The sequence below is a fragment of the Streptomyces sp. NPDC002088 genome (genome assembly GCF_040296605.1).
In the GTDB taxonomy this organism is placed as follows: Bacteria; Actinomycetota; Actinomycetes; order Streptomycetales; family Streptomycetaceae; genus Streptomyces.
The window spans coordinates 715942-728129 of sequence record NZ_JBEOXO010000002.1 but is presented as its reverse complement, the minus strand read 5'-3'; the positions used below and the strand labels follow the sequence as shown (position 1 = coordinate 728129).

The 12188-nt window shown below is 69.7% G+C and carries 10 protein-coding genes, 3 tRNA genes and 2 pseudogenes; 7 read left to right on the top strand and 8 right to left on the bottom strand.

The features are described from left to right. Positions 1–30 precede the first annotated feature (30 nt). The 3 genes from purF to ABT114_RS07100 form a co-directional block, all read right to left on the bottom strand. Complete coding sequence (gene purF, locus ABT114_RS07110) at positions 31–1560, bottom strand: amidophosphoribosyltransferase (RefSeq protein ID WP_351139415.1); 1530 nt, start codon at positions 1558–1560, stop codon at positions 31–33. 232 nt (positions 1561–1792) lie between these two features. Beyond that, positions 1793–2590 (bottom strand): maleylpyruvate isomerase family mycothiol-dependent enzyme, encoded by a 798-nt coding sequence (locus tag ABT114_RS07105; protein ID WP_351139413.1) that lies wholly within the window; start codon positions 2588–2590, stop codon positions 1793–1795. A 10-nt stretch (positions 2591–2600) separates the two neighbouring features. Continuing rightward, positions 2601–2879 (bottom strand): hypothetical protein, encoded by a 279-nt coding sequence (locus ABT114_RS07100; protein ID WP_351139411.1) that lies wholly within the window; start codon positions 2877–2879, stop codon positions 2601–2603. A 230-nt stretch (positions 2880–3109) separates the two neighbouring features. Between ABT114_RS07100 and ABT114_RS07095 the strand changes: the two genes are divergently transcribed. After that, positions 3110–3694, top strand: a complete 585-nt coding sequence (locus ABT114_RS07095; protein ID WP_351139409.1) for a Uma2 family endonuclease — start codon at positions 3110–3112, stop codon at positions 3692–3694. A gap of 70 nt (positions 3695–3764) precedes the next feature. On the opposite strand, the gene purL is transcribed toward ABT114_RS07095, so the two are convergent. From purL to purS, 3 genes are read right to left on the bottom strand one after another with little or no spacing between them, the layout of a single operon-like run. Next, complete coding sequence (gene purL, locus ABT114_RS07090) at positions 3765–6023, bottom strand: phosphoribosylformylglycinamidine synthase subunit PurL (RefSeq protein WP_351139407.1); 2259 nt, start codon at positions 6021–6023, stop codon at positions 3765–3767. Continuing rightward, positions 6020–6724 carry a phosphoribosylformylglycinamidine synthase subunit PurQ gene (gene purQ / locus ABT114_RS07085; RefSeq protein ID WP_351139405.1) on the bottom strand — a complete coding sequence of 235 codons (705 nt, stop codon included), beginning with the start codon at positions 6722–6724 and terminating at the stop codon, positions 6020–6022. Before purQ ends, purL begins: the two co-directional genes overlap by 4 nt. Beyond that, a complete protein-coding gene (purS, locus tag ABT114_RS07080; RefSeq protein WP_015659417.1) occupies positions 6721–6984 on the bottom strand; it encodes a phosphoribosylformylglycinamidine synthase subunit PurS in 264 nt (87 codons plus the stop codon). Before purS ends, purQ begins: the two co-directional genes overlap by 4 nt. Positions 6985–7323: 339 nt before the next feature. Here purS and ABT114_RS07075 point away from each other — a divergent pair, with 339 nt between their 5' ends. The 6 genes and pseudogenes from ABT114_RS07075 to ABT114_RS07050 all read left to right on the top strand — a co-directional run bounded on the left by ABT114_RS07075 (position 7324) and on the right by ABT114_RS07050 (position 9622). Next, positions 7324–7641, top strand: coding sequence for a histone-like nucleoid-structuring protein Lsr2 (locus tag ABT114_RS07075; protein ID WP_351139402.1), 318 nt, complete (start codon positions 7324–7326; stop codon positions 7639–7641). Positions 7642–7767: 126 nt separating this feature from the next. After that, positions 7768–7839: transfer RNA gene (locus tag ABT114_RS07070), tRNA-Gly, on the top strand. An 83-nt stretch (positions 7840–7922) separates the two neighbouring features. Further along, positions 7923–7998 (top strand) — tRNA-Gly (locus tag ABT114_RS07065). Between the two features lie 224 nt (positions 7999–8222). After that, positions 8223–8914 (top strand): annotated as a pseudogene (locus tag ABT114_RS07060) (sensor histidine kinase); the annotation flags it as partial. After that, positions 8911–9523, top strand: a pseudogene (locus ABT114_RS07055) (response regulator). The pseudogenes ABT114_RS07060 and ABT114_RS07055, both read left to right, overlap by 4 nt. Positions 9524–9546: 23 nt before the next feature. After that, a tRNA-Gly gene (locus tag ABT114_RS07050) sits at positions 9547–9622 on the top strand. A 57-nt stretch (positions 9623–9679) separates the two neighbouring features. On the opposite strand, the gene ABT114_RS07045 is transcribed toward ABT114_RS07050, so the two are convergent. Further along, positions 9680–10576 (bottom strand): phosphoribosylaminoimidazolesuccinocarboxamide synthase, encoded by an 897-nt coding sequence (locus ABT114_RS07045; protein ID WP_351139400.1) that lies wholly within the window; start codon positions 10574–10576, stop codon positions 9680–9682. A gap of 69 nt (positions 10577–10645) precedes the next feature. Then, a complete protein-coding gene (locus ABT114_RS07040; RefSeq protein ID WP_351139398.1) occupies positions 10646–12148 on the bottom strand; it encodes a N,N-dimethylformamidase beta subunit family domain-containing protein in 1503 nt (500 codons plus the stop codon). Positions 12149–12188: the final 40 nt, after the last annotated feature.

Sequence of the window (12188 nt, the reverse complement as noted above, 5' to 3'; positions counted from 1 at the left end):
TTTCGTGTCGTACGGCAGGTATGACGAGCTCTACGGGCGACGGATCGCGTCGGTCGCGGCCGTGGCGGCCGGTCCGGCGGCCAGCTCGGTCTCCAGGAGCTGCTTGCCGAGCAGTTCGGGGTCCGGGAGATCCATCGGGTACTCGCCGTCGAAGCAGGCGCGGCAGAGGTTCGGCTTGGCGATGGTGGTCGCCTCGATCATGCCGTCGATGGAGATGTACGCCAGGGAGTCGGCGCCCAGCGAGGTGCCGATCTCTTCGATGGTCATGCCGTTGGCGATGAGCTCGGCGCGGGTGGCGAAGTCGATGCCGAAGAAGCAGGGCCACTTCACGGGCGGGGACGAGATCCGGATGTGGACCTCGGCCGCGCCCGCCTCGCGGAGCATGCGGACCAGGGCGCGCTGGGTGTTGCCGCGCACGATCGAGTCGTCGACGACGACCAGACGCTTGCCCTTGATGACTTCCTTGAGGGGGTTCAGCTTCAGGCGGATGCCCAGCTGGCGGATGGTCTGCGACGGCTGGATGAAGGTCCGGCCGACGTACGCGTTCTTGACCAGGCCGGCGCCGAAGGGGATCCCGGAGGCCTCCGCGTAGCCGATGGCGGCCGGAGTGCCGGACTCCGGGGTCGCTATGACGAGATCCGCCTCGGCCGGGGCTTCCTTCGCCAGCCGGCGGCCCATCTCGACCCGGGAGAGGTAGACGTTGCGGCCGGCGATGTCGGTGTCCGGGCGGGCCAGGTACACGTACTCGAAGACGCAGCCCTTGGGCTTCGCTTCCGCGAATCGGGAGGTGCGCAGGCCGTTCTCGTCGATCGCCACGAACTCGCCCGGCTCGATCTCGCGGACGTAAGCGGCGCCGCAGATGTCCAGGGCGGCGGACTCGGAGGCGACGACCCAGCCGCGCTCCAGGCGGCCGAGGACCAGCGGGCGGATGCCCTGCGGGTCGCGGGCGGCGTAGAGGGTGTGCTCGTCCATGAAGACGAGGCTGAAGGCGCCCTTGACCTTCGGGAGGACCGCGTGGGCGGCCTCCTCGATGGTCAGCGGCTTGCCGTCGGCGTCGACCTGGGCCGCGAGGAGCGCGGTGAGCAGGTCGGTGTCGTTGGTGGCGGCCACGCGGGTGGAGCGGCCGTTGGTGTCCTTCGGCAGGTCGGCGACCATTTCGGCGAGCTGCGCCGTGTTCACCAGGTTGCCGTTGTGACCGAGCGCGATGGAGCCGTGCGCGGTGGCGCGGAACGTCGGCTGGGCGTTCTCCCACACGGAGGCGCCGGTGGTCGAGTAGCGGGCGTGTCCGACCGCGATATGACCCTGGAGCGAACCGAGCGAGGTCTCGTCGAAGACCTGGGAGACGAGGCCCATGTCCTTGAAGACGAGGATCTGGGAGCCGTTACTGACCGCGATTCCCGCGGATTCCTGACCCCGATGCTGGAGGGCGTAGAGCCCGAAGTAAGTGAGCTTGGCGACCTCTTCGCCGGGAGCCCAGACACCGAAGACGCCGCAAGCGTCCTGGGGGCCTTTCTCACCGGGGAGCAGATCATGACTGAGTCGACCGTCACCACGTGGCACGCCACCGAGTGTAGGCGAGATCGACCACTGGTCCGAATTGGGGATACCCGGCGCTCATGGATCACTCATCCGCGACCGCTTGTAGGGTTGCGCCGTTTTAGCTGGTCAGCGTGGGGGTGCGGCGATCCGGTCGGTGACCGACAGGGCCGCCCGGGGGCCTCGGCGGCGCCCGTTTCCGTATGCCCGAGTGAGGCGTCGCACATCTTCCGGTGGTGGACCGGGCCGGTTACCGCTATGCCATCAGCGGCAGTAGTCCCCCGAGGTCCGCCCGCTCCCCGCTCGCGCTGACCTTCGCCTCGTCGACCGCGTCCTTCCACGCCACCCGCCCGGTCGCCAGCCGGATCCAGGTCAGGGGGTCGGTCTCGACGACATTGGGCGGGGTGCCGCGGGTGTGCCGGGGGCCTGCCACGCACTGCACCACGGCGTACGGCGGCACGCGCACCTCGGTGGAGCCGCCGGGCGCTTTGACGGCGAGCGCGTCGGCGAGCAGCCGCGTGCAGGCGGCCAGGGCCTGCCGGTCGTAGGGGATGTCGAGTCCCGGGACGGCCGCGTCGAGGTCGTCGGTGTGGACGACCAGCTCGACGGTACGGGTGACGAGGTAGTCGTCGAGGGACATCGCGCCGGCGCTGGTGGCGAGCAGCCGGGTGCCGGGGTGTGCGGCGAGGAGGGTGCGGAGGCTGTCGTCGACGTCGGCGAGGTAGGCGTCGAGGTCGGGATGGTCGGCGGCGAGCCGCTGGGTGAAGTCGGCGATGGCCGAGGAGTTGGCGGCGGTCCTGAAGGGCCAGTCGAGCGGGGTCGCGTCCGCCGTGGCCGGCTCGGGCTGGTCCAGGGCCCGGTGGACGGCCGTGACCGCCATGCCGAGGTGGGCGACGAGGTCCCGTACGGTCCACTCGCCGAGCCGGGTGGGGAGCGCGAACTGCTCGGGGGTGAGGGTGCGGACGGCGTCCCGCACGTTCGCGAACTGGGCGAGGGCCGCCGTACGGATCCTGTCAGGGTCGTACGTCCTGGTGCGCTTCTTGGCCGGAGGCATGGGCGCGAGCCTATGCCTTGACGGCGTAGCCCCTCAGCCCGTTTTCGACCAGGTCGAAGGCGGCGCGGACGCGTTCCGGGGCGTCGGCGGCGATGGCGTCGATGTCCTCGCCCTCGGCGAGCCGGCGATGGTGTACCTCGACGAGGACGTTGCGGGCGGAGCTCAGGTTGGCGGCGGCGATGGTGGCGAGCATCAGGTCGCCGGTCTCCTCGGCAAGCAGGGCGGCCATTCCCCGGGCGCCCTTCTGCATGGCGAGGAAGGCGCGCTCCATCAGGGCGGGCGTCTCCACGACCAGTTTGCGCAGCTGGTAGGAGATCGGATCGCCGTGCAGGCCGATCCGCCACCATCGCCCCCACCCGCTGCCCCACCACCCTTCAGGGGGACCGGGTTAGGAGGCCCGTGGCCGTACGTCATCTGTGGCAATCAGAGGCAATCACCCGTGAGTGTGATCGGCGGCGAAACCCACCCAGCGCCGCCGGGACCTGGCGACACTGGCCTTTGCCTGGAAGGGGGTGCAACATGACGGTTATGGCCGAGCGCACGTCTCAGATGTCGGTGGAGGAGTTCGAAACGATCGCCTCCGCCGCTCCCGAGACCGTCACGTTGGAGTTCATCAACGGACGGATCGGGGTCAAGAAGGTGGCAGACGGAGACCACGACACCATCGTGACCTGGCTGGCCCGGCGCTGTATGCAGACCAGGCCCGACCTGGACCTGTATCAGGGCCGAGGGCTCCGGGTGGAGGCGTACCGAGAGGGACGGGTGAAACCGGATGCGGTGCTCGCGCCCGAGGCCCACTTCGCGGGACACGGTGAGTGGGCCGACCCGGACGGGGCGCTCATGGTCGTCGAGGTCACCTCGTACGACTCGGACACCGACCGACGGGACCGGCACGAGAAGCCGACCGCGTACGGCCAGTCCGGGATCCCCCTGTACCTCTTGATCGACCGGGACTCCTGCACAGTCACGGTGCACAGCGGCCCAGACCGGCAGATCGGTGGCTACCGCACCGTCCAGACCGCGAAGTTCGGCGAGAAGGTGCTCGTCCCGGACCCGATCGGTATCGAGCTCGACACGGAGATCCTCAAGAACTACGTCCGATGAGCCGAGAAGGTCCCGCCCGTTGCACACGGGCGGGACCTTCGTCGTCGTATTCGACGTCGTATTCGACCGACTACGCCAGCAGCGCCGGGATCGTCCCCTCGTGCGCCTCGCGCAGCTCCTCCAGGCCGAGGCTGAACTCGCCCTGGATCTCCACCGAGTCACCGTCCACGACACCGATGCGAGCCACCGGCAGGCCCCGCGCCCCGCACATGTCGTTGAAGCGGACCTCCTCCGAGCGCGGAACGGCGACGACCGCACGGCCCGCCGACTCCGAGAAGAGGAAGGTGAAGGCGTCGAGCCCGTCCGGTACCACCAGACGCGCGCCCTTGCCGCCGAGCAGCGCCGACTCGACCACGGCCTGGATCAGACCGCCGTCGGACAGGTCGTGCGCGGCGTCGATCATTCCGTCGCGGGAGGCGGCGATCAGGATCTCGCCGAGCAGGCGCTCGCGCTCCAGGTCGACCTTGGGCGGCAGCCCGCCGAGGTGGTCGTGGACGACCTGCGACCAGGCCGACCCGCCGAACTCCTCGCGGGTGTCGCCGAGGAGGTAGAGCAGCTGGCCCTCTTCCTGGAAGGCGACGGGCGTGCGGCGGGCGACGTCGTCGATGACGCCCAGCACGGCCACGACCGGCGTGGGGTGGATGGCCGCCTCGCCCGTCTGGTTGTAGAGCGAGACGTTGCCGCCGGTCACCGGGGTGCCCAGCTGCTGGCAGGCGTCGGCGAGACCACGGATGGCCTCCGCGAACTGCCACATGACGGCCGGGTCCTCGGGCGAGCCGAAGTTCAGGCAGTCGGAGACCGCAAGGGGCTTGGCGCCGGTGGTGGCGACGTTGCGGTACGCCTCCGACAGGGCCAGCTGCGCGCCCGCGTACGGGTCGAGCTTCGCGTACCGGCCGTTGCCGTCGGTCGCGATGGCGACGCCGAGCCCGCTCTCCTCGTCGATGCGGATCATCCCGGAGTCCTCGGGCTGGGCGAGAACCGTGTTGCCCTGCACGAAGTGGTCGTACTGGGAGGTGATCCACTTCTTGGAAGCCTGGTTCGGGGAGGCCACCAGCTTCAGGACCTGGTCCTTCAGCTCGTCGCTCGTCGCCGGCCGGGGCAGCTTGTTCGCGTCGTCGGCCTGGAGCTCGTCCTGCCAGGACGGGCGGGCGTACGGACGCTCGTAGACCGGGCCCTCATGGGCGACGGTCCGCGGGTCGACGTCGACGATCTTGCCGCCGTGCCAGTAGATCTCGAGGCGGTCGCCGTCGGTCACCTCGCCGATGACGGTGGCGATGACGTCCCACTTCTCGCAGATCTCGAGGAACCGGTCGACCTTCTCCGGCTCGACGACCGCGCACATGCGTTCCTGCGACTCGCTCATGAGGATTTCCTCGGGCGAGAGGGTCGAGTCGCGCAGCGGTACGTCGTCCAGGATGACGCGCATGCCGCCGGAGCCGTTGGAGGCGAGCTCGGACGTGGCGCAGGACAGACCGGCCGCGCCCAGGTCCTGGATGCCGACGACCAGCTTCTCCTTGAAGGCCTCCAGGGTGCACTCGATGAGGAGCTTCTCCTGGAAGGGGTCGCCGACCTGGACGGCGGGACGCTTGGACGGCTTGGCGTCGTCGAAGGTCTCGGAGGCCAGGATGGAGGCGCCGCCGATGCCGTCGCCGCCCGTGCGGGCCCCGTACAGGATGACCTTGTTGCCGGTGCCGGACGCCTTCGCGAGGTGGATGTCCTCGTGCCGCATGACACCGATGGCACCGGCGTTGACCAGCGGGTTGCCCTGGTAGCAGGCGTCGAAGACGACCTCGCCGCCGATGTTCGGCAGGCCGAGGCAGTTGCCGTAGCCGCCGATGCCGGCGACGACACCGGGCAGGACGCGCTTGGTGTCGGGGTGATCGGCCGCACCGAAGCGGAGCGGGTCGACGACCGCGACCGGGCGCGCGCCCATCGCGATGATGTCGCGCACGATGCCGCCGACGCCGGTCGCGGCGCCCTGGTAGGGCTCGACGTACGACGGGTGGTTGTGCGACTCGACCTTGAAGGTGACCGCGTAGCCCTGGCCGACGTCGACGACACCGGCGTTCTCGCCGATGCCCACGAGCAGCGCATCGGACTGGGGGGCCTTCTCGCCGAACTGGCGGAGGTGGACCTTCGAGGACTTGTACGAGCAGTGCTCGGACCACATGACCGAGTACATGGCGAGCTCGGCACCGGTGGGCCGGCGGCCGAGGATCTCCACGACCCGCTCGTACTCGTCCTTCTTCAGACCGAGTTCGGCCCAGGGCAGCTCGACGTCGGGGGTCGCGGCCGCGTGCTCGACCGTGTCCAGAGGCGTCCGGCTCATGCGTTGACCAGCTTCTTGAGGATCGAGGTGAAGAACGGGAGGCCGTCGGTGCGGCCGGACCCGATGAGCGGCTCGACGGCGTGCTCCGGGTGCGGCATGAGGCCTACGACGTTGCCGGCCTCGTTGGTGATCCCGGCGATGTCGCGGAGCGAGCCGTTCGGGTTGCCGTATCCATCAGCGGCTTCGCCGCGGACGACGTACCGGAAGACAACCCGCCCCTCCGCCTCCAGCTTGTCGAGCGTGTACTCGTCGGCGACGTACCGGCCGTCCATGTTCTTCAGCGGGATGTGGATCTCCTGGCCGGCCGTGTAGTCGGCGGTCCAGGCGGTGTCCGCGTTCTCCACCCGCAGCTTCTGGTCGCGGCAGATGAAGTGGAGGTGGTCGTTGCCGAGCATCCCGCCCGGGAGCAGGTGGGCCTCGGTGAGGATCTGGAAGCCGTTGCAGATGCCGAGGACCGGAAGGCCGGCCTTTGCCTGCTCGATGACGGTCTCCATCACCGGCGAGAAGCGGGAGATGGCCCCGGCGCGCAGATAGTCGCCGTAGGAGAAACCGCCGGGCAGCACCACGGCGTCGACCTGATGAAGGTCCTTGTCCTTGTGCCAGAGAGCAACCGGTTCGGCGCCCGCGAGGCGGATCGCGCGCTGGGTGTCCCGGTCGTCAAGGCTGCCCGGGAAAGTGACGACGCCAATACGAGCGGTCACTTCGCGGCCTCCGCGACTTCCTCCACCTTGACGGTGAAGTCCTCGATCACGGTGTTGGCGAGGAAGGATTCCGCAAGATCGTGGATGCGGGCGAGGGCGGCCTCGTCGACCGGCCCGTCAACTTCCAGTTCGAATCGCTTTCCCTGACGTACGTCGGAGATGCCTTCGAAACCCAGCCGCGGCAGTGCGCGCTGCACCGCCTGGCCCTGGGGGTCGAGGATCTCCGGCTTGAGCATGACGTCGACTACGACGCGTGCCACTGGCACTCCCGGTGTGTGGTGCTGAGCAGGTTCCTTCAGACTACCCGTACAAAATTTCTACGCGGGTAGAGTTGTAGGAAAGTACGTGACGCCCATCACGATCCCGCATCGGAGGGGTGCCCTCACGAAAATTTCCGGGAAAGATCCGGGATCTGCGCCCGGCACCTATTGCGCCAGGACACGCAGGGAGATTTAGTCGGGCTTCACATTGCAATGCCGGGCACTGTACAAATGAATTGGCAATAGCCGATACTTTGTCCAATAACAGGCGGACAGTCGGCATCTCCGAGGCGTCCTGGCACGTCATCGCAGAGATGTCGCACGAAGGGACCGATATTCGTGGCGCAGAAGGTCGTGGTCACTCTCTTTGACGACATCGACGGCTCGGAAGCGGCGGAAACGATCGCCTTCGGACTCGACGGCAAGTCGTACGAGATCGACCTGAATGAAGCCAACGCCAGGAAACTGCGCAAGGCGCTCGCCCCGTACGTGGACGCCGGCCGTAAGCGGTCGAAGTCGGGCAAGGCCTACCGGCAGACGGAGGTCGCCCCCGACCCGGCGGCCGTCCGGGCCTGGGCGCAGGCGAACAAGATGGACGTCCCCGCGCGCGGGCGGATCCCCAAGAAGGTCTACGAGGCGTTCGCCGAGGCTCAGTGAGGCCTCGGCCGACGGCCGGTCACTCGCCCCTCGGAACAACCGACTTGCGCTGCACCCCACCTGGTCAGCTAGAGTCTGGAGCACGCCGAGGGGCGAGGCCGAAAGGCCCCACCTCACGGAGTACATGCGGGTGTAGTTCAGTAGCAGAACATCCCCCTTCCAGGGGGAAGGCGCAGTGTGCAATTCCTGTCACCCGCTCTGCAGCATGGTCACAACCACCACTCTTGTGGATCAGGTAGGATGATGCTCGCGCCGATCGGTGAAAGCCGGTCGGAGGCAATGCGGACGTAGCTCAGTTGGTAGAGCGCAACCTTGCCAAGGTTGAGGTCGCGAGTTCGAGCCTCGTCGTCCGCTCCACGGAAACCCCGGTCATCGCGACCGGGGTTTTTTCGTGCCCCACCTCGCCTCCCCTCCCTCTCCCCCCGCTTCTGACATTTGCCATATGGACACCAACGAACACGAGCACGTGATCGAGGTCACCGACCGTCGAACTCTTGGAAGGGCTCACACGGCCGGCCGGGGGGCGGGTCCGCGTCCTGGGCCATGATCCCTACGCCGGCCGGGCCGCCGTACGGCCGCGGTTCGTCGCCTTCACCTCCGTCTTCTCCGTGTGGCTGCTCAACGCCGCCTACGAACTCGACGCGGCCCGCGAGACCCGCGCCCGGCTCGCCGTCGCCGAGGAACGGCTGCGGTCCGGGCAGGATCTGCACGACGTGATGGGGCGCAACCTGGCCGTGATCGCGCTGAAGAGCGAGCCGGCCGTGCAGTTGGCGCGGCACGGGCGGCCCGAGGCCATGGAGCAGATGATCGAGGTGCAGCGGATCGCGCAGGAGCCGCAGCGCGAGGTGCGGGATGTCGTACGCGGCTGTCGCGAGGCCGACCTGGGGGTCGAACTCGCGGGGGCACAGGGGGTGCTGACAGCGGCCTGGATCGCGTGCGAGGTGTCGGGGGAGACGGCCGGGCTGCCCGCCGAGGTGCAGTCGGCGCTCGGCTGAGTGGTGCGGTAGGCGACAACGAACGTGCTGCGACACGGGGACACCGGGCGGTGCACAGTGCGCCTACTGGTGCTGGAGGAACGGGTGGTGCTGACGGTGGAGAACGACGGGACGGCCACCGAGGAAGGCGGGGCCGGGGGCTCGGGACTCGCGGGGCTGCGGGAGCGGCTGCGGGCGGTGGACGGGACGCTGGAGGCGGGGCCGTCGGCGGGGACGGGTTCCGGCTGGTGGCGGAGGTGCCCCCGACCGCGGGAGCCGTGAGCGAGGTCACGGCGTGACGACTCCGGTACGGCTGCTGTTCGCCGACGACGAGCACCTCATCCGGGGCGCGCTCGCCGCGCCGCGCTCCCTGGAGGACGACCTGCCGATCGTCGCCGAGGTGGCCACCGGGCCCGAGGCGCCGGCCATGGCCCGGGCACACGAACCCGACGTCGCCGTCCTGAACCTCCGGACGCCCGGCGCCGACAATGTGAGGGTCGCCACATCGCTGCGGGCCGAACTTCCGTCCTGCCAGGTGCTGATCGTCACCAGACACGGGCGGCCCGGGCATCTGAAGCGGGCGCTTGCCGCAGGTGTGCGGGGATTCGTCCCGAAGACGGTCAGCGCGCAGCGGCTCGCGAGATCATCCGTACCGCGCACGCCGGAAACTGTTACATCGACCCCGAGTTGGCCGCCGCCGCCATCACCTCCAGGGACTTGGCGCTGACCTCGCGGGAGGCGGAGGTGCTGGAACTGGCGGCCGACGGGGCGCCCGTCGCGGAGATCGCCGAGCGGGCCGCGCTGTCGCAGGGGACCGTACGGAACTACCTGTCGTCGGCCGTCTCCGAGCCAGGGGCGGAGAACCGGCACACGCGGTGCGTCTCGCACGCGAGCGAGGTTGGGTATAGTTGGCCTCGCGCCACGGCGCACTGCGGACGTAGCTCAGTTGGTAGAGCGCAACCTTGCCAAGGTTGAGGTCGCGAGTTCGAGCCTCGTCGTCCGCTCCAGAGAAAAGCCCCCCGGCTCCGGCCGGGGGGCTTCTTTCTTTGCCGGTTCCACCGGCCTTACCAGCTGACACCCGTCAGTCGCTCGTACGCCTCCACGTACTTGGCGCGGGTCGCGTCCACGACGTGCTGCGGCAGCGCAGGCGGGGGCTGCTCGCTCCGGCGGTCCCAGCCGGACTCGGCGGAGGTCAGCCAGTCCCGGACGAACTGCTTGTCGTACGACGGCTGCGCCCGGCCCGGCTGCCACTGGTCGGCCGGCCAGAAGCGGGAGGAGTCCGGGGTGAGGACCTCGTCCGCGAGGACCAGGGTCTCCCCCTCGAAGCCGAACTCGAACTTCGTGTCCGCCAGGATGATCCCGCGGTCCCGGGCGATGTCGCGGGCGCGGCCGTAGACGGCGAGGGTCGCCTGGCGCAGCTGGGCGGCGGTGTCGGCGCCGACCTGGCGGGCGACCTCCTCGTACGACACGTTCTCGTCGTGCTCGCCGACCTCGGCCTTGGTGGCCGGGGTGAAGATCGGGGCGGGCAGTTCCGAGCCGTCGACCAGACCCTCGGGGAGGGCGAGGCCGCAGACGGTGCGGGACTCGTTGTACTCGAGCAGGCCCGAGCCGGTGAGGTAGCCGCGGGCCACGCACTCCACCGGGACCATCTGGAGGGACTTGCAGACCAGGGTGCGGCCGCGCCAGTCGGTGGGGGCGCCGGCGGGCAGTTCCGTGCTCAGGACATGGTTGGGGGCCAGGTCGGCGAGCTGGTCGAACCACCACAGAGAGAGCTGGGTGAGGATGCGGCCCTTGTCGGGGATCTCCGTGGGCAGCACCCAGTCATAGGCGGACATGCGGTCGCTGGCAACCATCACGAGGTCGCCCGCCTCGTTCTGGTACAGGTCGCGCACCTTGCCGGTGTGCAGATGTACCAGACCCGGAACCTGGATCGGCTCGGGCTTTTCGACGAATCCGGACACGGTTCCTCCCCGTGGTTCTGTCCAAGTGGCTCGATTGTCCCGTATGCGGGGACGGAGCCGGACAGCGGGTCAGCCGCGCTTGCAGATGCGGTCCAGGAGGTTGGCGGTGGCTCGCTGGACGCGGGGGTCGACGTGGCCCGGGCGGTCCAGGGCCGGTGACCAGGCGAACGTTCCCGACGCGAAGACCAGGGCGCCGGAGGGGGCGCGGTACAGGGACGTCTCCTGGTGGCGGAGGGCGCCGTCGTTGTCGGTGTACGGGGAGTGGGCGAGCAGGATGCGCTCGTCGTGGTCGGGGAGCGGGGTGCGCGGGAAGTAGCGGTCGGCCTCGCCCGCGACCAAGCCGTCGAGCTCGTCGCCCTCGTGTGCGCCGGTCGCGTCCCACAGCCAGTGGTCGGCGTTGCGGACGATCAGGGGGTGGGGCTCGGGGACCCGGCCCGCGTACTGGATGCCGACCAGCTGCTGCTCGGGGCGGTCGATCTCGCGCCACAGCGAGGGCTTGCCCGGCCCCTTGCGCTTGCGGCAGGTCAGCAGACGGTCGGGGACACCGGACGGGGAGGGGGCCAGCTCCACCTGCCAGTACATGGTGTTGGCGGAGAGGAAGACGAGCGAGGTGCCGTGCTCCCGGGCGAGTTCCACGGTGCGGCGCATGGCCGTCGACCAGTACTCGTCGTGGCCGGGGAAGACCAGGCCGCGGTAGCGGGTGGGGTCGACGCGGCCGGCGTGCAGGTCGCGGGCGTCGGCGTACGCGAGGTCGTAGCCGTAGCGCTCGGCCCAGCGGATGAAGTCGTAGGCGTGGCCGACGTGGAGCGGGAGGCCCGCGCCTGCGTACGGGCGGTCGAAGGAGACCGTCGTCGCGGCGTCGGCCTCGCCGAGGAGGCGGCCCTGCTCGTCCCAGGCGTGGTAGAGGCTGGCGCCGGTGTGGCCGTCCTCCGGATAGAGGTTGTAGGCCTGCCAGGTGATGTCGGGCAGGAGCAGCAGCAGGTCCGCGGGGTGGTGGTCGCGGACGGTGAACGGGATGTGGGAGCGGTAGCCGTCGGCGGTGGTGAGGACGGCGACGTACGCGCCGATGCTCCAGTGGGACGGGATCTGGAGCCGCCAGGACAGCCACCAGTGGTGGCAGGAGACCGTGCGGTCGGCGGTGAGCGGGGGCGGCTGGACGATGCCGGACAGCCGGGGGCTGGTGGTGATCTTGGCCGCGCCGTCACCGCTGTAGTGGCCGATGCGGTAGATGTCGACGGCGAATTCCTGGGGCGGGTCGACGGTGACATGGAAGTCGACGGCCTCGCCGGGGGTGACCGCTCCGGTGGAGATGAAGCCCTTGATCTGGCGGTGGACGTCGTCGGCGGAGCGCGGGCCGCCGACGGGGGCGGGGCGGGGGGCGGGGATCCGGGGGGTGCCCTGCTGCGCCGCGTGGCCCGGGGCCGGGTCGACGTACCAGGGGACTACGTGGCCGGTGTCGTCGAAGTACGTCTCGCTGCCTCGGAGCCAGGGAACGGGGCCCTGGCCGAAGGGGTCCGTCACGGCGTGCGCCAGTGCTCCCGACTCCCAGCGACGGATCTGCTCCGACCCCATGCCCGCTCCCCTCCCTCGCTCCCCCGGCTGTCGTATGTCG